Source organism: Balneola sp. (genome assembly GCA_002694685.1).
In the GTDB taxonomy this organism is placed as follows: domain Bacteria; phylum Bacteroidota; class Rhodothermia; order Balneolales; family Balneolaceae; genus Gracilimonas.
Window position 1 is genome coordinate 73,306 of record NZMW01000010.1, and the last position, 24,757, is coordinate 98,062.

The following is a 24,757-nucleotide window of genomic DNA, read 5'->3' on the forward strand; positions in this document are numbered from 1 at the left end:
CATTGCCGAGCTTCTAAATTTACAGCTTTTCAACGCGGCGATCTCCACGAACCACTTGGCATTTCGATTATGGAGATTGCTTCATCGTAAAATTATTAGACTAATTAAGCTATCTATTCTCCTCGCAATGACGATCAATCTTAAAATTCACAATAAAACAAAGCATCAGAACCAATTGGCGAGCCCGGAGGTGCTGACGGTGCATTTTCAATCTCGAAATCTTCTGGGTTAGTCAAGTACATCCCAATGGTATAAACCGCATACCGGCTGTCCGCATCATTTTTACCAGATAGCTTGGATTGAAGGTCGGTTAGTTTTTTATGGGTGATGGCTTTGGTTACAGGATTTGCATCTCGATCCGCTGCAAGAGCAATCATATTCTTCAACACCACATGGTTTACGACTCGTTGGATAGACCCAAGATATCCGCCCTGAGCTTTTTTGTCCCAGCTCGCTTTAATGAGTTCATCCAGAACAGTTTCTAAACTAAGGTTATTATCACGAGCGCTATATTCTACCAATCGATTTGCTCGATCCGGATTCAGAATCAGACTTACCGGTACGTCGGCTGCCGTTTCTGCGATTCCTAAAGCATCCAGCGCCGGGCCTGTATTTCCACTAAACAGTTCTCGTGAATACCCAAGCGTTGAAGGTCTTGGAGGAATAAGGCTCAACAGGTTTTCAGGAATAGCTAAAGTACTTGGCTCGATGGCCTTCAACATTTCAGCTAACGCTTTTTGCTGGGTTGATTTGTCGACAATTTTAGGGCCGGGAAGATTGTCGCCTTTTAGATTATAGCTGTAATCAAGCCCACCAATCAGTTTCACGGTTCCTTCTAACTGATACCGATGAAAGAAATACATGGGCACCAAAGCGTCTTCAAGCTCGGCCATTGCCTGTCCTGATTTTAGATTAGCTTCTCCAAAATTCTCTAATGCTACTTTTCTGATTTCAAGAACTTTTGATAGTTGCGAAGCAGGATCAGAACCAAAATCCCAAAGATGCGCATCCGGGTGGGCTCCGCTTTGTGGGCGGGCATCGGCATCAGAAATAAATTTCAACCCAGAGTCGTAGGCTTCTCTTATAATTTCATTGAGGGCTTCTTTTTCGTTCGTGCCTTCGGGAAAATCCTGATAGCCATAATTAACTACGGCTTTATCCCACTCACCAATTCCAACATCATAAGGAGTTGAAAGGTCGATCTCTCCATTTACTAATTTCGGTTGAGGGTGTGGGTAATCCATCACAGAGGCATCATTTGTTACACTGGCAGCAAAGTTATGTGCAATACCAATCGTATGCCCAATCTCATGAGCAGAAAGTTGGCGAATACGGGCCAGAGCCATTTCCTGCATGGCTGTATTCATCTCGTCATCTTGGTACGGGGCTAATAAACCAACAGCTATTAAATAATCTTGACGAACCCTTAATGACCCCAATGAAACATGGCCCTTTATGATCTCTCCAGTTCGTGGGTCAGTAACCGAAGAACCATAAGACCAACCGCGCGTTGACCGGTGGATCCACTGAATTACATTATATCGTACGTCCAATGGATGAGCATCTTCAGGAAGCACCTTCACAATAAAAGCATCCTTATATCCTGCCGCCTCAAATGCCTGATTCCACCAGCGGGCGCCATCAAGCAGGGCACTTCGAACCGGTTCTGGAGTTCCGTTATCCAGATAATAGACAATCGGCTCTACCGGCTCACTCATTGCTGCTTCCGGATTCTTTTTCTCCAGTCGATGCCGGGCTATAAATCTTTTCGTTAGTGGCTGATTGATTGGTGTTCCGTAATCTTGATATGAAATTCCAAAAAACCCTGACCTTGGATCCGTTTCTCTTTTTTGATACCCATCATCCGGCAACTCCACAAATGAGTGGTGCTGACGAACCGTGATGGCATCCGAGCTGGGAGCCACGGATCGAAGATATCCACCGGCACCACTTCCGCCGAAGGTAAGGGTGGCTTCAAATTCTGTGTTTTTCGGGAAGTTCATGGTTCCCTCACTGTAAAGTGCGGATCGGCTTTTATCTAGACTAAAAGAGCCCTGCCCCATTCCCCTTAAGCGGTCAGAAACACCATGGGCATCCCGCAGCAAGAAATCTGTTAGATCAATAAGTACTTTCCCATCTTCCTCTGCTTCTACTTTAAATCCCGCAATAATGGATGAAGCGAAAGCTTCACGAACCGACTTTTTCTCCAGCTCATTGTCTGTTTCTGCCCGGAATCCATAGTTGGGTTGAACCATCAGCACTTTAGGTCCTCTTCTTTCAAAGTAAACTATCCGGGTATCCCCAAGCTGACCTCTATCCAAACCTATATCGTTGGATCCAATTCCAGCCGTAAGTGAATTCACATATATAAATTCCGTATCCAGCTTATCGATTTCTACCCAAATCTGATCCTTGGATTCATCAAAGTAGTAATCAAAATAGCCTTCTGTTTTAGTAAGCCCTTCTGTTTTTTCGGAAATGGTTGGGGTTTGTGCCGATACCTGATAGGTGAGCAACATCATCAGGATAATGGGGAATGCTTTTTTCATGAATCCGGAATTTTATTTGAGTTGGATGAAGGTTCGCTAAATAACAGTTTTAGCTAAAATCTGAAAGAAGAGACGATAAGAAAAATGTTAAAGTTTAGGGGAGAACATTAGCTCTTTTTTTTTTGAGTTGAAATATATTGCAGAGCCCTCATGCTATTCCAAGCCCTATACTCCGACCTTTCTAAATCTCTCCTTCTCAAGGAGAGACTTATTCGTGCCTGGTAGTCGTACTTATACCGAGTTAAAGTGTAGAAACCTTATCAACGCGTCTTTCTCCTAATTGAAGGAAGCCAGTGCTGACCTCGAATGATCTAACATCTGCCGTGAGGAGTATTTGCAGTGAATCACTCCTTCTTGCCGGTATACTCTTTGAACTCGCCGTTTTTCAGTTTAGTGAAATACTCTTTTGAAGCTTCGCGAACTTTTGGTGAGAGAAGCAGCGCAGATATCATGGTTGGGATTGCCATCAAAGCAAACATTCCGTCAATCAGGTTTATCACAGCATCGAGTGAGGCAACGGCGCCAAAAATGATGGAAAACACATAGAAATAGTTATAGAGATTCTGCCTTTCAGCACCCAGTAAAAACCCTAAGCATTTTGTGCCATAGTATGAGTAAGAAAGCATGGAGCTCACACTGAAGGTCAGCACAGAAATAATTAGCAGATAGGTTCCAAAAGCGGGCAGAGCTTCATTAAAAGCATTTAGGGTAAGTGTGACCCCATTAGCCTCGGTAGATTGCCACACACCGGTTACCAAAATGGCAAGGGCTGTCATTGTACAAACCAGCAAGGTGTCGATAGCCGGCTCCATCATTGCAACCAATCCTTCCCGAACAGGCTCTTTGGTTTTGGAGGCTCCGTGAGCAAGAGATTCTGTACCGATTCCGGCTTCATTAGAAAAGGCAGCTCGCTGAACACCGATAATAATCAACTGGCCAATCGCTCCACCCATAACAGCTTTTCCGGTGAATGCATCGGTTACTATCAGCCCTAAGTAATAAGGAATGTCGCCAATATGAACGGCCAAAATGAACAGCACTGAAACCACATAAATCACAACCATAGAAGGGACAAGCTTTGATGCTACTTTCCCAATTTTTGTAATCCCTCCAAAGATTACCAGTGAAACCAAGCCTACCAGTGCAATTCCAGTAATCAGGTTTCCGGTGAAAGCAGCATCAGCCTCAACCCAGCCATTGGGGATATAAATAAAATCTCTTAAAATCTGAACCAGCTGGTTGGTTTGAAAAATCGGCAGCGGTCCAAACAATCCCGCTAAAGCAAATAAGTAAGCTAACGGCATCCATTTCTTTCCGAGCCCTTCCCGGATTACATACATCGGGCCACCTTGTAATTTCCCCTGAGTATCTTTTCCTCGGTACATGATGGAAAGCGTGCAGGTGAAGTACTTTGTTGCCATACCTACAATCGCACTCATCCACATCCAGAATAATGCTCCGGGTCCCCCCATAAAAATAGCCACTGCTACCCCACTAATATTCCCCATCCCAACGGTGGAAGCGAGCGCGGTTGAAAGAGCTTCAAAGTGATTGATGTCTCCGGGATCATCCGGGTTATCATATTTACCACGCACCAAATCAATAGCGTGAAAGAAAAAGCGGAACGGCGTGAAGCCGGACGAGATCAGAAAAAACAGTCCTCCACCAACTAGTAAAATGACCAGAGGATATCCCCACATAAAGGATGAAAATGCTGCAAGAAATTCTTCGATGAGTACCAGAGTATTGCCCGTTTATTAAATCTTAAGCATAGAAACTAATGAATAGACGGGTTAATTGTCGAAAGGCTTCAACTTTTTTTACCATTTTATTATTTCTTGTCTTAGCTTATGAAGCGTATTAAACAATTATTTACGCACTGCTTAAGAGATGAATTACTTCAAGAAGAGCCTATCTGCCTTATTACTATTTGGTATCATTTTTATTTCGGCCTGTCAAAATAGTACCGGCCCCAAACCTAACGCCCAGGCGGTTATAAGCGAGTTTGGTATTTCGGAACTACCCTCAGTCGACTTTTCAATCAACCAAGAGGATAAAATAATTGAGGTAACTAATCTCGGTGCTATTGACCCAAGCACAGATTTGTCCTCCCTTACAGCTACATTTACACTTTCCGAAGGTGCTTACATGATGGTGGGAACCATGCGCCAAACTTCAGGAGAAACGGTAAACGACTTTTCAGAGGGTGTTTTTTACACCATAATATCTGAAGATGAGACTCAGCAAGAGACCTATTTTGTCTACTTAAGTGAGCAGATTCCTCTCAATTATTTTCTAACAGAGGCGCCTGTCGTTGAACTTAACCCCACAGGAAGAAATCCTTTATCAGCAGAGCTGCAGTTTACAACCCGAAAACGATCTTCTGTAACTATTACAGTTTTGGGAGAAATACCAATTGAACAAACTTACTCTAAACCATTATCTGAATATCAAATTCCTGTTTTGGGACTATATCCCGATACCCGAAACAGGATAGTTCTATCCATAGAAGATTCCGGAAACCGTAGCATCACTGATACCCTTATTGCTGAAACTGCCGCTCTGCCCGACTTTCTTCCCACTCCTGAAATTAACGTTGTCAAAGAATCCAGAATGGAACCCGGAATGCATTTCAATGAGGTTCATATTGGCAATGCAGGGACCTTTAATTCACACCCCATTATTTTCGATAATAACGGCGACATCCGGTGGTATTTGGATTTAAGTGAATTTGACCGAATCACCTGGCCCATTCAGTTTAATGACAACGGTACTTTCTTTGCCGTTTTTGGGGTGACTATAATTGAATTCGATATGTTCGGAAATGAATTAAACCGGATAGTGGTGGAAGAAAACAACATGCATCATGAGGTCATTAAATTGCCTAATGGAAATTATGTGGTAGCTGTAAGCCGTGTTGGAATCACTATGATTAAAAATGGAGAAGAAATTGAAAGTGTTGAAGATTACATCATTGAAGTTGACCCCTCTGGCAATATTGTCACGGAGTGGGATATGGCTGAGATTTTAGATGTTAATCGAACCGACCTTACAGACGGAGGCGTCGACTGGTTCCATATGAATGCCATTTGGCACGATGAAACCGACAACACCCTAATTATCTCAGGAAGAAACCAAGGAGTTGTAAAGGTAAATTGGCAGAATGAACTACAATGGATTTTGTCTCCTCATAAAGGCTGGGGTAAAGCCGGGCGCTATGAAAAAACAGCCGAAACCTCTCCCTTTTTACTAACTGCTGTAGATGATGCCGGCACTCCATATAGCGACGAGATTCAGCAAGGCACAGCCGAAAGTAACGAGTTCTCCTGGACCTGGGGTCAACATGCTCCCTTAGTTTTACCTAATGGTAATATTTTCATTTTTGATAATGGATTTAACCGCAATTTTGGTTCTGCATCAAACTACTCAATGGGAACAGAATATGAGGTTAACGAAGATGATATGACGATAAAACAGGTTTGGAGCTATGGAAAATCTAGACAAGATGCTTTTTATTCATCCATCATTAGTGATGTCGACTATTTGCCTGAAACTCAAAACCGGCTAATCATGCCCGGAGTTGTTCGGATGGGCGGTTCGAATCCCTATTCAAAAGTAGTGGAAGTGAGTTATCCGGATAAGGAAGTAATATTTGAGTCCACTTTATATTTCAAAAATCAACTTGTCGATGGGCAGGGTTGGGGCAATCTTGATATTACTTATCGTGCAGAACGGGTTTCTTTATACCCTTAAAAGTTCTTAGTTCTCCCTCGTAAAAAAGATAAAGTCTGTGCCCGGGGGTGTCGCTCTATCGGCTCTCAACATTTTAGCGATCTGTGCCCGATGATGCTGTCCATGAATGATCAGGTGCATCAAAATATCACTCACTTTACTTTCATGAGCTACTCCTTTCGAGTTCTCATAGCTGATCACTTCTTCCTGCCTGTCTATTAAACCCTTCAACTTGCTCGGGTGGTTTTTTATGAGCTTTTCCATCTCTGATGAGTCAAATGAAGGCCAGATTCCAAAGGTTACTTTTTCTCCGGTAATTCTGCTCATCCAAACAGCTTGGGTTGCAAGTAAATGAGAAAACATAGCCTCTATTTCAGCACGGACTTCATCTTCCTCTACCGCTTGAAATGCTTCGTATATCTTTTGATTAGCCCACTGGTCGTAGGAAATTAGCCTTTCGAAATTCATCATCCAATCCCAAAAAACTTAGAAATGCCATTTATCACAAATTGTACCCCAATGGATAAGGCGATGAAACCCATCATTCGGGTAATAACCGTCATCCCGGTCTTGCCAATATATTTAACCAGCGCCGGTGCTACTCTTAAAATCCCGTAGGCGACCAACGCGGTCATAAACACAGCAGCTCCATGCACCAGATAATCTGTAACCCCCTGAGCATCAGAACCGAAGCCAATTACAACGGCGATACTACCAGGGCCCGACAGCAAAGGAAGAGCAAGCGGGCTAAATGATATATCCTCTTTTTCCATCGCCGCTTCCTGATCTTTTTTAGTCAGCTTTCTGCCACCATTATCGGGGCTTAACATTGAGAAACCGGCGCGAACAATTACCAGTCCACCCGCAATTTGTATTCCCGGAAGGCTGATTCCAAAAAAACTAAGGATATACGTTCCGACCAGCAAGAACGTAATGAGCACAAAGAACATATACGTCGTAGCCTTTCGTGCAATCTTTATCTTTTCGTTGTCTGTATTCCCCTCCACCAGCGAAATGTAAACGGGCATGGCGGCAAATGGGTTTACAACAGAAAAAAGTGATGAAAAGCTGGCAAAAAACAATCCTGCAATACTCATAAACACTGTCGAAAAAGGTAATATGTCTCTAAAAAAATCTTCCATGATGGATCAAAGATACGGACCTTTTTACCAATTATTAGATTGAGTTTTTGCTTTAAACAAAGCTTAACTTTTAAATCATTTATATTATTTTATTTTCTGTTCCACTTAACTCACTAACAACTATGAGCACAGCACAACTTACTGCGTACGACCAACTGCTCGCCGCAGCCGAAGGCATTTTAGAAAGAGATGTTACCCGTAATGAAAAGCTTTTTGCAATCTGTGAACTCCTCGCAGATGAAATCAACACCTTTAATTGGGTTGGCTTTTACCTGCCAGACCCTGATGGAAAAGAAGAGCTTGTGCTTGGACCATTTGTGGGGCCTTCAACAGATCACACCCGCATTCCTTATGGCAGAGGCATTTGTGGACAGGTTGCATTGAACCATGAGACTTTTGTATCACAAGATGTTCACAGTGAGGATAATTACCTTGCTTGCAGCGTTGATGTTAAGTCTGAGATCGTAGTCCCCATTATGAAAGGAGATGAATTTGTTGGACAAATGGATATCGACTCCAACACGAAAAACTCTATCACCAAAGAGCAGCGAGAACTTTTGGAAGAAATTTGCGCCCTCCTTACTGACGAATTTTAACCTTTCTTTAGAATTCCCCGCCCGCTCATACCCAAGCTTTGGGTGAAAGTGCCGGGAACCGTTGTTCATAGAATTTGAGGAAGGTTGAAAATAACTTCCTCAAAATCCCAAAAAAGAGATGGCGGGAGTTTGTTTTACTCTGAACTCATCTTAACACTCACAGGGAGCATATCTACCGCAGTAGTCACGTTAGAGCTAAACGTAAATCCGTTTTTAGCTAAAGCTTGATGGCATGCATTCATTATTTGTGATCGGGCCTCGGCCAATCCCGGACCTTCAACAAATGTATTTATCCAAAAGAAGACTTCTAACTCAACATAACTTGGTGTAAACCCTGAAACCTGAATATTTACACTGGGTTCAGTTAGTGAAAGAGGGTTTTCTTGCACCTTGGCTAATAATAATTCTCTTGCCTTTTGCAGATCATCACCGTAATCAATTCCAATTTTAAAACTACCTCTTCTAAGCCCATCTCGTGTGAAGTTATGAAGGGCATTTTTATATATTGTTGCACTCGGTATAAAGATATCACACCCATCTGCCGTTCTAATGTGTACATCTCTGATCTCAATTCTCTTTACCACTCCCCTTATACCATTGCTCTCTATTAAATCACCAACATCAAAAGAACGGCTTATAGAAAGGAAAAGCCCGGCCAGTAAATTTTCACCAATTTCCCGGAAAGCAAAACCTAATACCACAGCTACAACTCCGCCTGCTGCAAGGAAACTAGTCGCTACTTGTGTAAGCCCAACAAAGTTTAAAGCTATTACTAATCCTAGAACGTTAAACGCCCACCGGATGAGTCTCTTAATAAGCCGAGTTTGCTTAACGGCCTTACCCCTGTCGTTACCTAATATTTTGCCCACACCATTACTGGCCAATTGCCCAATAATAACTAGCAACACAAACGTTACTATAGCTGCTAAAATTTGAGGGGCTGTAGATATTATTCTTTCAACCAGTAGATCAAAGCTTTCCTGCATGTATAGCTATATTTCTTAGAATGTATTTTGAAATATAGTACTCATACCCCGGATTAAAAAAACAACCCTATAAAGAAACTATTTGTGTTCCAACATGTACCCTATCAAGGGCATAAACAGCAATTGCTTTAATTTCCTTTGTAATAGCTTTGCCGTTTTCGTTTTCCTTTTGCTCTAAAAGCAGAACCCCGTTTCCACCAAGGTCTTTAGCTTCTTTTTTAAGCATCTCTATTACTTCTTCTGAAGAACTATCATCACCGGTTTCTTTTATTTCTACCGTAGCCAATTCAAAATATTCGCCTTCTATTTCAGACGAGTTATTGTAAACCATGATGTCCATCTCAGTCTCTGGAAGTACTCCAAATACATCTGATTGGACAAGGTCTTTAATGTGGGTGTTGGTAGACTGATGAGTTGATGAACTACAGGCTGAAGTGATTACTCCGATTATTAACAACGCTAAAACTATTTTTAATTTTTCCATCTCTTGCTCCTTTTATTTATTTGAGATGGAACCCAGTACGCCTTACTCCCTCTTTAGTTGCATTTTTACGGGCTTAAAAAAGATCATTCAAGAATTTTATTACTAATTTAAAGACCTTAATTCTGAAATATGCAGGTTTACGCTATGATTAGCTCGCAGACCAAAAATCCCGTCGCTTTTAATTTCTGAAGATGGAACTGAAGTAACCTCCTCACTATTTATGTAAAACCTAACCAGCTCTTCATCTACTTTCACCATCAGCGAATTAAGCACTGATGATTCCTCTTTATTCTCATACTTCAAAATTGCATCGCTTTCTGTCCAGCCCTGTACTACCCCGGTTTCTTCCCCGCTTCTGGTCTTAATCAAAAACTCTCCGGTGTTTCTAAGTAAAAAGTAGGCGTATTCCTGATTATCATCCTGCAGGTTAGCCCCTCCCCAAAAAATTCCATAGCCCTCCCGGTTTCTTTCACCCGGATCAAAAAAGTGAATTTCTGTTTCTATGCTAAAAGAGCCGGAAGCAGTGTTGGCAGAATGATAAAAGATACCGGCCGGCCCTGTTGTTATGTGCCAGCCCGGGGTCATGTTCACAAAGTAGATGTCTGATGAATCCGGCTGTGAGCCTATTATAACATCTTCCATTTCATGGTCTAGCCGAACCTCCCAGCCTTCCGGAACCTCAAAGTTTACACCCTGAGGATTATTGGGGTCAGGCCGTTCCTGAGCCACTGCTGTTGAAGTAATTAAAAGTATCCCAAGAACCGCTTTAAAAAGTGCCCTCATATCTTTCCCCATAAATAATTATTTAACTAACCTGTCAGATTATACGATAAATAGAGGTAATGCGGAAATGGGCAAATAAACCGTGGCTAAAGACTACATATTTCTACTCCCTCTTTTAAAGACTTGAATACATCTTCATTTGCTGGTATAAATTCCTGGGCTACATATCCATCAAAACCTGTTTCAGCAATGGCTTCCATTATCGCTCTGTAGTTCAGTTCCTGGGTTTCATCTATTTCATTCCTTCCCGGAACTCCTCCTGTATGATAATGGGCAATGTACTCTGCATTATCCCTGATCGTCCGGATTACATCTCCTTCCATTATTTGCATGTGGTAGATATCATAGAGAAGCCTAAAATTATCAAGCCCTAGTTTTTCTGCCAACTTCACTCCCCACTCAGTGTGGTCACATTGATAATCTTTGTGGTCTACTTTGGAATTCAAGAGTTCCATACAGAGTGTCAGCCCATATTCTTGAGCCTTTTTTACGACCGGCTCTAAACCCACAGCGCAGTTTTCAAGCCCTTGTTCATCATCAAGACCTTTTCGGTTTCCGGAAAAACAAATCACTTTCTCTAATCCTGCATCTGCTACTTTCGGAAATAACTCGAAGTACTCTTTTTTAAGCTTTTCATGAATTGAAGGGTCATTAAATCCATCCGTTAAACTCAGCGGCACACTATTCGCCATTGCACATGTTAACCCATATTTCTGAACCGTCTCATATTGATCTGGGTTTAACAATTCGATCGACTCAATTCCTATATCTACCGCAACTTCACAAAGCTCTTCCAAACTCTTCCCACTATATGGCCATCTGCACACAGAATGTTTGTACGCCTGTTTATAAGAAGATCTTTTTTTTGCCGCAGCTATTGAAGGCAACCCAAATGTGCCCGCAAAAGTTAGCCCAGCCATTCCTTTTAGAGCATTTTTTCGAGATATCTTCATTTTATACAGGGTTTGTTCAGATTATTCAACTGGGTTAAATCAATTAAAGTGAGAATAGTTTTTTTTTATTAGGTTACCAAAAACCTAACCGATCTTTGTTATGAATCTGAATCTCAAGTCTAAAAAAGAAAACACCTACGACGCTATTGTTGTAGGAAGCGGAATAAGTGGCGGATGGGCTGCTAAAGAACTCACAGAAAAAGGCCTTAACACCCTGATGCTTGAGCGGGGCAGGCAGGTTGAACACATAAAAGATTACCCTACCCACTCAACACCGCCTTGGGAATTGAAGTACAACAATCGGGTTCCTCGAGAAGAGATGAAGCACTACGAGAAACAAAAACGTCCCGGTTATAATATCAGACAGTCTACTAAACACTGGTGGGTTAAAGATACGGAACACCCTTACACGGAAGAGAAGCGGTTTGACTGGATTCGAGGATACCATGTTGGCGGACGTTCCATTATGTGGGGGCGTCAGTCTTATCGGCTTAGTGAAATGGATTTTGAGGCAAACCTCAAAGATGGAATTGGTGTAGACTGGCCAATCCGGTATGCAGATATTGCACCGTGGTACGATCATGTAGAACGCCATATCGGAGTGAGCGGACGTAACGAAGGTCTTCCTCAACTTCCTGACGGTCAATTTCTTCCCCCCATGGAGTTCAACTGTGTAGAGAAAGAGTTAAAAAAGCGGATTGAGTCCAAGTTTAATGACCGAATGATGACTATTGGCAGAACGGCTAATCTCTCTACTTCTCATAAAGGGCGGGCCGGATGTCAATATCGCAATATGTGTATGCAGGGATGCCCTTACAGCGCCTATTTCAGCACTCAGTCTTCTACACTGCCCCCTGCAATGGCAACAGGAAAACTAACTTTGCGCCCGGATTCTGTTGTAACAGAAGTCCTTTACGATCCGGAAACGCAAAAAGCTACTGGCGTTAGAATACTTGATACAGAAACCCGGGAGTACAAAGAGTATTACTCTAAAATCGTCTTCCTTAATGCTTCTACTGTAGGCAGTACCTGGATTCTTTTAAACTCAAAAGAACACTTCGCGAACGGCATGGGAAATGCCTCTGGTGAATTAGGCCGCAATATGATGGACCATCACCTGAATGTTGGAGCCGCTGGCACGGTCGAAGGATTTGAAGATATTTATTATCACGGCAAGCGCCCTAATGGAATTTATATTCCAAGATTTAGAAACATTACTGAAAAACATCCTGACTTCATCCGGGGATATGGGTATCAGGGTGGAGCAAGCCGAAATGGCTGGAAAAAAACCGTAGCTGAACTGAGTATTGGTGAAGACTTAAAGAATGAGGTTAATGAGCCCGGCCCATGGGAATTTGGCATGGGAGGCTTTGGTGAGTGGCTTCCTTATCATGATAATAAGATGTATCTCACAAACAAGGTTGTTGACAAATTTGGGCTTCCAACAGTGGTATTTGATGTCGCCGCTTTCGAAAATGAATATAAGATGCGGGATGATATGGCCGACTCGGCTGCAGAAATCCTTGAAGCCGCGGGTTTAAAAAACGTTCGCAAATGGAAAGACGACCCTAACCCCGGGTTAGGAATTCATGAGATGGGAACCGCACGAATGGGAAGAGATCCAAAAACATCCGTTTTAAATAAATGGAATCAGGTTCATGAGGTTAAAAATGTATTTGTTACTGACGGAGCCTGCATGACTTCTGCAGGATGCCAAAATCCATCACTTACCTACATGGCGCTAACAGCCAGAGCAGCCGACCATGCTGTTGAAGAACTTAAAAAAGGAAACTTGTAATCATGAACTCTGAAGAAAAAAAACTTATTTCAAGACGGGAAGCTCTTAAAAAAGCTGCTCTGGCTTTTGGAGGAATACTTTCAACTCCGGCAGCATTAACGCTTCTTGCAAACTGTAGTGGCCCCCGAACTTCAACCAACCGTTTTACAGATGCTCAACGCGCCACAGTTGAAACTGTTGGAGATATTATTATCCCAGATACTGACACCGCTGGAGCTACTAAATCAGGAGCTGTTCGAATCTTTGAAGATGTGCTTTTTGATGTGCTTGAAAAAGATCGCTCAGAACAATTCTTAACGGCCCTTGGTGAATTTGAAGAACAAGCGAAATCTGACCTTGGAGTATCATTTATTTCAGCAAGCGCTGAGCAGCAGAAAAACTATATTCAGAAAATACACGACGAAGTATTTGGTGGAAATATCGACTGGGATGCTCCTAGGCCCTTTATTTGGGAAATGAAGCAAGCGATGCTAAATAGCTATTTTGCAACCGAAGTCGGCATGACTCAGGTGATGCAATATCAGATGGTGCCCGGTTATTTTAATGGCTGTATGCCTTTTGATGAAGCCGGAGGGAAAGTCTGGGCGGGTTAAAACTTAGCGTTTACAACCAATCCACTATTTCTTCTTTTTTCTCCACCTCTACATACTTTTCAAATATTTCGTGGAGGCTGGAGTCTTTTTGTAGCTCTTTCCGGCTTACCGAATCAAGATAGGCTTTGATTGATCCTTTATGTAGAATGGCGATGTCATCGCATAGGTTTTCGACAACTTCCAGAATATGGCTGGTCACAATGATGGTGACGCCCTTCGCCTTAAGCTTCCTGATTACGGTTTTCATCCGTTCGATAGAAATAACATCTACCGCTTCAAAGGGTTCATCAAGCAGAAGTAATTTTGGTTCAACCAAAACAGACGTGACAAAAGCCAGCTTCTTACGGCTTCCAGACGACAGCTTATTCACTTTAATTTTGGCAAAGTCTTTAATATCAAAATAGTCCATCAGGGAGTAGGCCTTCTCTATCAATCCCTCCTTATTTACCTCATAGATTTCGCAAACATACTCGATGAACTCCACACTGCTGAATTGCTCAAACAGTAACGGCGGCTGTAATACTGCTGCCGTTATTTTTTTTATCTCGAGTTCGTTTTTAGGCACGAGCTTCATTCCGTGGATTGAAATCTCGCCTCCTTCAAAACTAAGCAGGCCCGTCAGGATGCCGATTAGTGTACTCTTTCCCGCACCATTGGGACCGATCAACCCAAACACTGTTCCCTTGGGAATATCCAGGTTAAGGCTTTTGAGCACCGGCGTTTCTTCGTAGCTCTTATCCAGATTTTTTATTTCTACAGCTCGCTCCATAATCTCATCAACACTCGATTTTTAAACAGGTTAACTAATACATCCATATGTCGCCACAAATATATTGCCATAATCACAATTACTGTACTCATAATGGTCAGCCGATACCACTCCAACCCATTCAAAGGGACAAATACAAGGTAGCCCATCGAAAATATCAGAAATGAAATAGCGAAGGTTACCTTCTGCGGGATAATAGGATGTTTATAACTAAAGGATGAATACGTCGCTTTTTGATACTGGAAGTAAGAGCTCCACACAAAAAGCAGCATAAACATTAAAAAGAAAAACGTGTTCGCTACAAAGATCTGTATCGGTGAGCCAATTTCAGGGATTACCAGCAGTTCAAATACTGTAATCAGATAAAAGACTAAAAGTGGCAATAGAACAACTCCCAGAAAGCGCTCTTTAAGCTGCTTTTCTAGATTAATAGGAAATTGGAGATGCAATAGAAATTCCCGGTTTTCATATCCATACATATTCGCCATACCCATAGCCAGTAGCGCAACAGGAATACCAGCCAGGATGGTAGGAATCAGGATGGTTTTAGCCATTTCAAACTCTACATTAAGAAGCAGCGGGACATACACAATAGGAATTACTGTAAGAGTCAATACTTGAAGCCTGTTGTATGGGTGCTTCATTACGTAGAAATAATACTTTCCTGCATTCCGCCCCATCACCTTTCTTAAAAATACCCATAGCTTACTGCTTTCCTCTTCGGCCTTCTTTAATCCAGGGTTTAACAGGCCTTCTTTAGTTTTGTTGAAGTGATCAATCACAGTCAACCCAATCAATATTACCGCAAAAAAGAAAATGATAGATGCATTCAGCCAGCCATAATCTTTTGTGACCGTTTGTATAAGCATTCCACCGGGTAGCCAGGAAAGAAACGCATTTACGGTTTCAACCTGTGGAATAAGTTCAGCAAAGATGCGACGGGAATTTGAAGCGAATAGCGATACTAATTGAAACAATCCAAAAACCAAAAATAGAAATCCAACCACTACAGCTATAAATCGTTTTTCAACAACTCGAATAAACCGATGCTTTATGGAGTAAATGAGTACGTAATTTAATGCAACCGCCGCAATGGCCACAAAAGCCTGATACACTGAGCGTACCTGAATCAGCAAGAAAACTAACCAGGTTAAGTTGTAGATGATATTAACCGGATGGCAAAACCCAATGATGGTCAGGTATTTAGCTAATCGTTTTAATGGGAAACCAAAGCCCAGAAGCTTCCGGTTTTCTTCAATATTCATTAACCGCATATTGGTGAATGAGAAGTGCATAATCCAATACGCATTTCCAAACACGAGCAGTATGAAGGTGTAAATATCCGGCGTAAGCCAAGGGAGCTGCATTTGCATCCATGGGTCACTATCCATCAGCACGACTACTAATGCAGTACCTGCCAGATTCACCAGCATGATCCCCAAAAACATGATATAACCGATTGTCAGCAGCAGCTGAAATCGATTCAGGTTGGAGATGAAGATCCTCCAGTTTAATGTGAGTAGCCGGTAGAACAAGGGTTGATTTTATTCGGGTGAAATATGGATGCCCATTATAAAGGTATCGTCCTGATTTTACTATTTGAAAGTTTTAAACATATAAAGCTGTCTTAAAAAGAGATGTTCTGAACTATGCTCCTTCCAAATAATCTTTTAAAAACTTACCGGTATAACTGCCCTCTTGTTCCATGATATCTTCCGGAGTTCCCTCAGCCACAATTTGACCTCCCCCAAATCCACCTTCTGGACCAATATCTATTACCCAGTCCGCACATTTAATAATATCGAGATTGTGCTCAATAATAATAACAGAGTGCCCCAGCTGAACGAGTTCATTGAAAGAATCCAGTAGCTTCGCTACATCTTCAAAGTGAAGGCCTGTTGTTGGCTCATCAAAGAAATAGAGCGTGTGATCAGTTGATGTCTTTGACAAGAACTTTGCCAGTTTTACTCGCTGAGCCTCTCCACCTGAAAGCGTGGTAGCACTTTGACCGAGTTGCAGATACCCAAGCCCGACATCTTCCAGTGGCTGCAGCTTATTGATGATGGTATTCTCATCCACAAAAAACTCGATAGCCTCAGAAACCGGCATCTCTAACACATTGTGAATATTTTTTCCGCGATACTTAACGTTGAGTACGTCTTTGCGGAACCGGGTTCCATTACAAACTTCACAGGTGAGTTCAATGTCAGCCATAAACTGCATTTCAATTCGCTGAACTCCTTCTCCCTGGCAGTTTTCACACCTACCGCCGGGTACGTTAAATGAAAAGTGCCCCGGAGTATATCCCATGATTTTTGCCTGCTTGGTATTTGAAAACAGATCCCGAATACCGTCAAAAGCTTTGGTGTAGGTCGCAGGGTTTGAGCGGGAAGAGCGACCGATCGGACTTTGATCCACCATTTCAACCCCATGAACAGCCGCCATTCCAGACAGATCAGAAAAACGGCCTACTTTATCATTGTAAGAGCCAATATGTTTTTGAATGCCCGCATATAAAGTATCATGCACAAGCGTTGATTTACCGGAGCCGGATACTCCCGTAACCACGGTCATCATTCCTAAAGGGAAGTCCACATCTACCATTTTCAAGTTATGTTCCGAAGCGCCTTCCAGTGAAATTACTTTACCGCTCCCTTTCCTTCTTTTTTTAGGAACCGGGATTTCTTTTCGCCCACTCAGGAATTTTCCGGTCAGCGTATCGGCTTTCAGCAGTTTTTCTACCGGCCCCTGGAAAACAACTTCACCACCATGGGTTCCAGCAAAAGGACCGATGTCGATTATATTATCTGCAGCCTTGATCATTTCCGGATCATGTTCTACAACTAACACAGTGTTTCCAATATCGCGTAGTGATTCCAGAATTTTTATCAGACGATCATTATCTCTGGGATGAAGGCCTATCGTGGGCTCATCGAGTACATACAGACTTCCAATTAGTGAACTCCCGAGAGCATTCGCCAAGCTGATTCGCTGGGATTCTCCCCCGCTCAACGTATTTGCAAGCCGATCTAAGGTGAGGTAATCAAGGCCAACTTCATCCAGATATTTCAGGCGCTTCCTGATTTCATACAAAATTTGTCCTGCCACGCCCTCTTCAAACTCGGTAAGCTCGAGGTCTTCAAAATACTTCCGGGCATGACCTATAGTTAACTCAGAAACTTCGCCAACATGCAGGTCTCCAACTTTAACATACAGGGCATCTTTTCTCACCCGGTAGCCCTCGCATTCCGGGCAGCGACTATATCCACGATAGCGCGAATAAAGCACCCGCATATGAACTTTATAAGACTGATTCTTAATCTGATCGAAAAACTTCCAAATACCAATATATTCATCCTTCCCTTTCCAGATTACATCCTTCACTTCTTTTGGGAGGTCGGCGTAGGCCGTATCGATGGAATACTTTTCGCGGGCACAAACTTTAATCAGGTCACGCAAGTGCATGCTGAACTTCTGGGAATCAAACGGGGCAATCGTACCGTTCCGTATTGTTTTTTGGTACTCCGGAATAACAAGATCTTCATCAATCCCTGACACCTTACCGATCCCTTCGCAATTATCGCAAGCTCCAAATGGATTGTTGAACGAAAACATTTGAGGTGTAGGCTCTGTGAATTCAATCCCGTCCATCTCGAACCGTTCGCTGAACGAAAGCTCTTCTCCATCCTTCATTTTAATGGAACAGCGTCCCTGTCCTTCCTGAAAAGCTGTCTCCAATGAATCTGCAATTCGGGTTCGGGTGCTCTCATCATCTTTTAAAACCAGCCGGTCAATAAGCACGCGATGCTTATCGGCTTTGAATTTTTTGATGTTGACCTCATCTGTGGTAAGGTCAATCATGCTTTCGTCATCAACCTTTAAGAGTCTTGTCAGTCCTTTTTCCTTCAGAACTTTTAGCTCTTCATCCAGCTTCTTTTTATCGTGCTTTGGGATGGGATGTACTACATAGAACCTTTCCCCTTCTTTCTGACTTTCGAATAGCTTTTTGATGGCTGTTCTCGGAGAGTCCTTTTTTACTCGCTCGCCGGAAACGGGCGAAATAGTTTTTCCTATTCGGGCAAACAGTAACCGGACATAATCATAAATCTCGGTAGTGGTACCAACGGTAGATCTTGGATTGGATGAAGTTGTTTTCTGCTGAATGGCCATGGCAGGTGAAATTCCCTGCATGAAATCGACATCCGGCTTATCCATACGCTCTAAAAACTGCCGGGCATAACTAGACAGACTTTCTACGTAGCGCCGCTGACCTTCTGCATAAATAGTGTCAAAGGCGAGGCTGGATTTTCCTGAACCGGACACTCCGGTAACAACGGTAAGCTTGTTGCGTGGAATCTCTACATCAATCTCTTTGAGATTATGAGTTCTGGCCCCCTTTATAATTATCGGGCGTTCTTCTTCCTGTTCCTTCGCTTCTTTTGTTGCCGTTTTTGTCGTGGACATATTTGCTATCAATCCTGAATTTTATCGAACCCTGAATATACACATTTGTTGGCAGTGTGCCGACAACATCACCAAACAAAAAAAGCGAGAGATTCTATCCCTCGCTTTCTAAACTAATCTGAGTTTTGAAGTGCCCTTTACAAATATTCTACCCTCACCGATCCGCCACTTGTTTTAGCTTCAATAAGGGTTCCTCCTCCATTCATAACGCCGCTAATTTCATCCTTTTCAGCCTGCCCGCTAAAGTTGTTCAGTTTCACATATACCCTGTTTCCATCTAAATCTAAATTGTAGCCGTTCTCTTCAGGTACAGTTACGGTTATGCTTCCACCGCTCGTTCTCAGCTCGATATATTCAGCCGGTGCTAACACCTCCGCAGTTATAGAGCCGCCGCTGGTGCGTGCATCAATATTTCCTTGCATGCCTTTCAGGCGAATACTTCCGCCGCTCGTCCGGGCATCAAGATTGCCAACTAAGGTCTCAGCACGAATGGTGCCACCACTGGTGTTCGCCTCAACGTTTCCTTGTATTTCCGTCATATTGATACTGCCGCCAGAGGTTTTGAGTACCATTTCACCTCTAATTCCCTCTGTTGTAATACTTCCCCCGCTTGTTCTGAGCTCTTGCGTGCCATCCATATTTTTAGCGGTTAAACTGCCGCCACTTGTTCTAAGTCGTGTTCTGGTTTCCCTGGGTGTATAAACGACAAAAGATATGGAGTAGCTACTATTCCAGTTCCATCCCCTTTTATTTTTACGGTCTACTATCGCCCTTATGGTATTACCATCTTTGGAGATGTCAATTTCATAATCATCCAGATCTGCTTCACCTTTTTCAACATAATCTCCTTTTTTGCGGACATACATTTCAACAACAACTTCATCCTGATTGGAGCCAATTACTGAAATGCTTCCACCTGACGTTTCAACCTGAAGGTTAACATCGCCGGAAACATTAAAATTGTTAATCAAGTAAGCGTCGCTGCTCGACTGTGCATACACGTGTAAACCGGTTGACAAAAGAAAAGCAGCCATCAATAAAGCTGCCCGCCCGGTTTTATTTAAATATTTAATCATTGAACCCATATTTTCTCCATTAGTTTTTCTCACCACTCTTGTTACACGAATGATTTATAAAGTAGTTACATTTTTACATGGTGTGGCATTGTTAACAATTGATTAAATTTGCCCGCCTAAACATCTGGAGTCTTATGAAATTACCTTTCATTTTAGCGAAACGCTTTGTAGCAGGAGAATCCTTCACGGAGTCCATCCCCAAAGCAAAAGAATTAAATAAAAAAGACCTGAAGCTCACGCTCGACCTCTTGGGCGAGAATGTTGACGACCGCCAAAAAGCTTCTGATACAGCTGATGCCTACATCCGGCTTCTTGACGGAATTAAGGAGCATGGATTAATCAGCAGTATTTCCATCAAGCTAACTATGATGGGTTTAGATATTGACCATGACTTCACCCGAGAAAATTTATTTAAACTACTCGATGTCGCTCAAAAGCATGATCAGTTTGTGCGCATTGATATGGAAGGTTCAGACAATACCCAGATTACCCTCGACATCTTTAAAGAAGCTCATGAAAAGTATGGCAGCAAGCACATCGGGACTGTAATACAGTCTATGCTATACCGAAGTAAAGATGACATTATTGAGCTGGCAGAAATGGGTGCAGACATTCGCCTGGTGAAAGGAGCTTACGGGGAGTCTTCAAAAATTGCCCTCCAGAATATGCCGGCTATCAGGGAGGCTTTTAAAGAGTCCGCTAAAGTTTTACTAGAGAAAACTGCTTTCCCGCGTTTTGGAACACACGATGACGAGCTCATAAACTGGCTTAAAGAGTATGCCGCTGAAAATAATCTTCCTAAAGACAGCTTTGAATTTCAGATGCTCTATGGTCTGCGGGAAGAAACAATGGTCGAGCTTTCTGATGAAGGTTATTCTGCCCGTGTTTATGTTCCCTTTGGCACTGACTGGTTCCCTTATTTTACCCGGCGCCTCGCTGAGCGTAAAGAAAATATATGGTTCGTTTTAAGTACCATGTTTAAGAAGTAAGTTACAAAGTGTGAGAGTGTTAAGGTGTTTGGGTAAAGCGTAAACACCTTAACACTTCAACACCTTCACACCCTAATACTTTTACCCATGTCTTTCCTTTTTGACCCGGCCGTACACCGATATATTATTGGCGGGATATTTATCCTAGCGGGATTACTCCACTTTTTAAAGCCCGGAATGTATATCGGCATTATGCCCGATTATATTCCTTACCACAAAGCGATGGTTCTGATAAGTGGCGTAGCTGAAATGCTGGGAGGGCTTGGCATCATGATTTCACCCTACCGTGTATATGCTGCTGTTGGCCTCATTCTTTTGTTACTCGCCGTTTTCCCGGCTAATATCGATATGGCTTTGAAGGGATATAAAAATCACGGACTCACCGTCTATACCTGGGTTTTATTGGGCCGTCTTCCTCTTCAATTTCTGCTGATATACTGGGTTTATTGGGCCGGCATAAAGTGATTAGTGACTAAGTAAAAGTTTTTGATACCTTACTTACATACAAAAATCACCCCTACATAATCCCGTTGCTGAAAAAGTATTCCCCATATATTCTCCCCATTGTTATAGGAAGCACTCTGCTTTTTATCCCGCTATTGAGAGACCTCCATTTTGAGTCAGCCATGCTTGCAGCAATAATTGGTTGTTTTTGGGGAGGAATTCACGCCTCAAAGAAATCAGCTAGCCAGGATTTTTTCTATGCAATTCGAGTTCTCGGCTTTCTTTATCTATCAGCTATTCCTCTTTTTATTTCCTCGGTTATCTTAGGGTGCCTTACTATAGATGGGCTTGGTTTTTGGATTTTCATCCCACTTCCAAGTGTATTTTTTGGAACGGCTACCGGCCGACTTATCAGAAAATTTAGTTTGCCTTGGCCAAAATTATTAACCGTTTTCGTGCTGTTATTTTGTGCTATTGGGGTTTGGCTTTTCGAGATGCTGAACTATCCGCAAGTTTACTTTTATAATCATGTTTGGGGAGTTTGGCCCGGACCTATTTATGATGAAGCCGTACAGCTTACCGGTTCTTTTTTCTACTTCCGCTGGCTTACTTTTTTGTGGATACTGCTCCTCTGGCTCCTTCCTGACTGGAGTTCTACTCTTCAGAAAAAACTAATAACCGGGCTTGCTCTTGTGAGCTTGTTATTCAGCTATATGAATTTAGATGAAGCCGGAATTATTAGCCCTCGAGAATCTATTCAGGCTCAGCTTGGCGGCCATCATCAAACCAAGCATTTTGATTACTATTTCCCGGAGGATTTTTATTCTGAAGAAGAAATTAACTTTTGGGCTGCCCGGCATGAATTTCACTTTGAGCAAATTATAAAGCAGTTAGATTTGAAATGGCCTAAAGGAAGGAAAATAGAAAGCTATCTGTACGCCCATGCATGGCAAAAGAAAGAAATAACCGGCGCTAAGTTTACCAGCTATGTGCCCATTTGGCTGGAACAGGATCAACTGCACATTGCCAAGCAACAACTGGATGGTGTATTAAAACATGAACTTGTTCATGTCATTTCCAAGCAATTTGGGAACGGCCTCTTTAACGGAAGCTGGAGTATTGGGTTGATCGAAGGCCTTGCTGAAGGAATTGCTAAAGATGCGTCTTCCCGCTCTACCCTTCATCAGATTGTAGCCGCAGAATCCCCGTATCCATCCTCTGATAAAATGAAAGATGCCCTCTCCTTTTCAGGGTTTTATGGAAGCGCCGGCGCTATCAGCTACACCACGGCAGGGTCGTTTGTAGAATATTTACTGGATACTTATCCACCTGATTTTTTCAAGACTTCCTACCCATCCGGAAGTTTAGTTGATTCGAACTATCCTTCTTTTGATGAAATAATTTCTGAGTGGCATCAAACATTGGATCAGACCCCGCTTGATTCGGTGGATCAACAAGTTTCTGAGTTTGTTTTTGCTCAGCGTTCTTTATTTCAAAAAAAATGTCCTCATTCTATTACTCAAGAATTACAGCTTTGGGATCGTTATCAATTTCAGTTAGCCGACCTGGACACCACGGGTGCTTATGAAACGCTGGACCAACTCTACAAAAGAGATTCACAAAACAGCTTAGTTAAAGACGCTTGGGTTCGGTCTCAGCTCTTACAGGGAAATTATGAAGAGGCCACAAATGCAATCACCCCAAAAGACAGTTTGTTGACCCTGCAAGTTCTTAAAGCAGATGCCCTTTATTTATCTGATAATAAATCACAAGCTTTTCAGCTTTTAGAATCTTTGAGCTCGCGTATCATCGATAATCCTGCACGAACATTCCGCTACACTCTGGAGCTTAGGGAAGACTCGACCCAATGGAGCAACCGTCTACAGCGCAGATACTTAAACCAACTCCCTGACAGTGTTCTTTTTGAAAGCTTAAACCTTCCGAACCAAATGTTGAGCCTGAATAAAGCACTTCAAGGGAACCATAATTCAGAGATTGTTTTGTATGCAACGCTTCTTCAGGACCACTCACCCAAGGATGACTGGTTTGATATCTATGAACAGACTATACAACAACTACCTTTATTGGGGTATTTCGATTTAACCGAAAACTGGATAGCATTAGCCGAACCGCTAAACCTCCGGCTAAGGTACATGGAGCGACTGGGAGAGCAACAAGAATGGGTCGCTTTCTTAAAGTCTAACCAAGGGGTTGCAGATTAGAGATTTTATATTCAAGTTTAAGGAAACAAAAAAGCTGGGTAGATGGGTTACATAAGCAGATCATTTTTTTCGATAGCAGGAGTGTTGGTTATAAGTATTTTTATTTCCCTTTTGCCTGCTACAGGGTTTTCTCAAGACTGGCGCTTATCGGGAAGTTACAATATCGAAAGTGTTGGGTTTAATTATGTTCCTAACCGCACCTATAACGGAAGTGTTGGCGCTGCTTCAAAAGGAATCCTTGAATTAGAACTTGAGCGCTATCTTTTATATCGGCTGTATATTGCTGGGAAAGCTGAAGTTTTATTACACAACCAACAAGACCTTTTTATCGGCGGGCCGGTGAACTATAATCAGTTTAACCTTGGTGCCATTGCCGGACTTCAGTGGCCTAAGTTTGGGATTTATGGTGGTGTGAAAACAGGCTCGGTTTGGAATTTTAATATCCATGCTTCCAACGCGAGTGGTGATGAATTCTGGGTAAAACCGGTTGATAATGCTGACCGCCTTACCACCTCATTTACCGGGGGCATAAAATATTACCTGCTTAATTTCTTGCGACTCAAAGCAGAAATCACCCAAACACATAATCTTCCACAGAATATAGTCCCTCAAAATAGCTTCACCGAAAACCCGGCTTTTCGATCTTTTGATTTTAACCCTATTTCCTTTTCAGTTGGAATTTCAATCAGCATCCCATGGAATAAACCATCACGCCCCAAAGGAAGTAACACCAAGTTGCCTCCATTAATGAACCTTTCATCCGTCAACTTTGACAAGCCGATGAAGGACACCTTTGTCACTTCAAAGTTCGGCCCACGCTGGAGAAGCACGCACAAAGGCGTTGATTTAGATGCTAATCTGCGTGACAACATCTATGCTGCCGAAAAAGGGATTGTCGTAAAGGCCGGCAAAGGAAGTGGTTACGGTAAAATGGTTCGTATCAAACATGCCGGAGGCTTTGAAACGGTGTATGCCCACATGAGCAGAATCCGGGTTAAAGAAGGCGACCGCGTAAGCAAAGGACAGTTGGTTGGCAAAGCAGGAAATACCGGAACGTCAACGGGAGTTCATCTTCACTTTGAGATCCTTAAAGATGGTAAAGCTGTGAACCCTCAATCTTATGTTCGGTTTTAAGGTTCTTTTTTCTGATTTTCTATCTGAATTCAAGCCTTATTAC

20 protein-coding genes are annotated in these 24,757 nt (G+C 42.5%); 8 read left to right on the forward strand and 12 right to left on the reverse strand.

All coding sequences use genetic code 11. From position 1 onward, the window contains the following. Nucleotides 1-140 precede the first annotated feature (140 nt). Together CL667_09910 and CL667_09915 are read right to left on the reverse strand one after the other, a co-directional pair. Nucleotides 141-2,522 carry a peptidase gene (locus CL667_09910; protein ID MAL18015.1) on the reverse strand — a complete coding sequence of 794 codons (2,382 nt, stop codon included), beginning with the start codon at nt 2,520-2,522 and terminating at the stop codon, nt 141-143. A 371-nt stretch (nt 2,523-2,893) separates the two neighbouring features. Continuing rightward, nucleotides 2,894-4,249, reverse strand: a complete 1,356-nt coding sequence (locus tag CL667_09915; GenBank protein MAL18016.1) for a sodium/alanine symporter — start codon at nt 4,247-4,249, stop codon at nt 2,894-2,896. Between the two features lie 190 nt (nt 4,250-4,439). Here CL667_09915 and CL667_09920 point away from each other — a divergent pair, with 190 nt between their 5' ends. Then, nucleotides 4,440-6,302, forward strand: a complete 1,863-nt coding sequence (locus CL667_09920; protein ID MAL18017.1) for an aryl-sulfate sulfotransferase — start codon at nt 4,440-4,442, stop codon at nt 6,300-6,302. A 6-nt stretch (nt 6,303-6,308) separates the two neighbouring features. On the opposite strand, the gene CL667_09925 is transcribed toward CL667_09920, so the two are convergent. After that, nucleotides 6,309-6,752 (reverse strand): hypothetical protein, encoded by a 444-nt coding sequence (locus tag CL667_09925; protein ID MAL18018.1) that lies wholly within the window; start codon nt 6,750-6,752, stop codon nt 6,309-6,311. After that, nucleotides 6,749-7,423, reverse strand: coding sequence for a stress protection protein MarC (locus CL667_09930; GenBank protein ID MAL18019.1), 675 nt, complete (start codon nt 7,421-7,423; stop codon nt 6,749-6,751). Before CL667_09930 ends, CL667_09925 begins: the two co-directional genes overlap by 4 nt. A 122-nt stretch (nt 7,424-7,545) precedes the next feature. On the opposite strand from CL667_09930, the gene CL667_09935 reads away from it, so the two are divergent. Further along, nucleotides 7,546-8,019, forward strand: coding sequence for a gaf sensor protein (locus tag CL667_09935; protein MAL18020.1), 474 nt, complete (start codon nt 7,546-7,548; stop codon nt 8,017-8,019). Nucleotides 8,020-8,153: 134 nt separating this feature from the next. Here the strand turns inward: CL667_09935 and CL667_09940 are convergent, their stop codons facing one another. From CL667_09940 to CL667_09955, 4 genes are all read right to left on the reverse strand, one after another. Beyond that, the gene (locus CL667_09940) at nt 8,154-9,005 is read right to left on the reverse strand and encodes a hypothetical protein (GenBank protein ID MAL18021.1); all 852 of its coding nucleotides are present in this window, start codon (nt 9,003-9,005) and stop codon (nt 8,154-8,156) included. 67 nt (nt 9,006-9,072) lie between these two features. Then, nucleotides 9,073-9,489: a hypothetical protein gene (locus tag CL667_09945; protein ID MAL18022.1), complete on the reverse strand. Its 417-nt coding sequence runs from the start codon at nt 9,487-9,489 to the stop codon at nt 9,073-9,075. A gap of 102 nt (nt 9,490-9,591) precedes the next feature. Beyond that, nucleotides 9,592-10,284 carry a hypothetical protein gene (locus CL667_09950; protein ID MAL18023.1) on the reverse strand — a complete coding sequence of 231 codons (693 nt, stop codon included), beginning with the start codon at nt 10,282-10,284 and terminating at the stop codon, nt 9,592-9,594. A 74-nt stretch (nt 10,285-10,358) separates the two neighbouring features. Then, entirely contained in the window at nt 10,359-11,225 is an 867-nt protein-coding gene (locus tag CL667_09955; GenBank protein ID MAL18024.1) for a hydroxypyruvate isomerase, read from the reverse strand. 100 nt (nt 11,226-11,325) lie between these two features. Here CL667_09955 and CL667_09960 point away from each other — a divergent pair, with 100 nt between their 5' ends. Together CL667_09960 and CL667_09965 are read left to right on the forward strand one after the other, a co-directional pair. Further along, on the forward strand, nt 11,326-13,023 hold the full coding sequence (locus CL667_09960; protein MAL18025.1) for a GMC family oxidoreductase: 1,698 nt from the start codon (nt 11,326-11,328) through the stop codon (nt 13,021-13,023). A gap of 2 nt (nt 13,024-13,025) precedes the next feature. Further along, nucleotides 13,026-13,616 (forward strand): hypothetical protein, encoded by a 591-nt coding sequence (locus CL667_09965; protein ID MAL18026.1) that lies wholly within the window; start codon nt 13,026-13,028, stop codon nt 13,614-13,616. Nucleotides 13,617-13,626: 10 nt separating this feature from the next. Here CL667_09965 and CL667_09970 read toward each other — a convergent pair whose 3' ends face one another. The 4 genes from CL667_09970 to CL667_09985 form a co-directional block, all read right to left on the reverse strand. Further along, nucleotides 13,627-14,385, reverse strand: a complete 759-nt coding sequence (locus tag CL667_09970) for a hypothetical protein (protein ID MAL18027.1) — start codon at nt 14,383-14,385, stop codon at nt 13,627-13,629. After that, the gene (locus CL667_09975; protein MAL18028.1) at nt 14,370-15,920 is read right to left on the reverse strand and encodes a hypothetical protein; all 1,551 of its coding nucleotides are present in this window, start codon (nt 15,918-15,920) and stop codon (nt 14,370-14,372) included. The genes CL667_09970 and CL667_09975 overlap by 16 nt, the downstream gene beginning before the upstream one ends. Before the next feature lie 112 nt (nt 15,921-16,032). After that, nucleotides 16,033-18,849 carry an excinuclease ABC subunit A gene (locus tag CL667_09980; GenBank protein ID MAL18029.1) on the reverse strand — a complete coding sequence of 939 codons (2,817 nt, stop codon included), beginning with the start codon at nt 18,847-18,849 and terminating at the stop codon, nt 16,033-16,035. A gap of 137 nt (nt 18,850-18,986) precedes the next feature. Then, entirely contained in the window at nt 18,987-19,925 is a 939-nt protein-coding gene (locus tag CL667_09985) for a hypothetical protein (GenBank protein ID MAL18030.1), read from the reverse strand. A 134-nt stretch (nt 19,926-20,059) separates the two neighbouring features. Here CL667_09985 and CL667_09990 point away from each other — a divergent pair, with 134 nt between their 5' ends. The 4 genes from CL667_09990 (at nt 20,060) to CL667_10005 (ending at nt 24,714) form a co-directional block, all read left to right on the forward strand. Next, nucleotides 20,060-20,914 carry a proline dehydrogenase gene (locus tag CL667_09990; protein MAL18031.1) on the forward strand — a complete coding sequence of 285 codons (855 nt, stop codon included), beginning with the start codon at nt 20,060-20,062 and terminating at the stop codon, nt 20,912-20,914. Between the two features lie 87 nt (nt 20,915-21,001). Beyond that, a complete protein-coding gene (locus CL667_09995) occupies nt 21,002-21,379 on the forward strand; it encodes a hypothetical protein (GenBank protein ID MAL18032.1) in 378 nt (125 codons plus the stop codon). A 65-nt stretch (nt 21,380-21,444) separates the two neighbouring features. Beyond that, nucleotides 21,445-23,580 carry a hypothetical protein gene (locus tag CL667_10000; protein ID MAL18033.1) on the forward strand — a complete coding sequence of 712 codons (2,136 nt, stop codon included), beginning with the start codon at nt 21,445-21,447 and terminating at the stop codon, nt 23,578-23,580. 42 nt (nt 23,581-23,622) lie between these two features. Next, the gene (locus CL667_10005) at nt 23,623-24,714 is read left to right on the forward strand and encodes a hypothetical protein (protein MAL18034.1); all 1,092 of its coding nucleotides are present in this window, start codon (nt 23,623-23,625) and stop codon (nt 24,712-24,714) included. Nucleotides 24,715-24,757 lie beyond the last annotated feature (43 nt).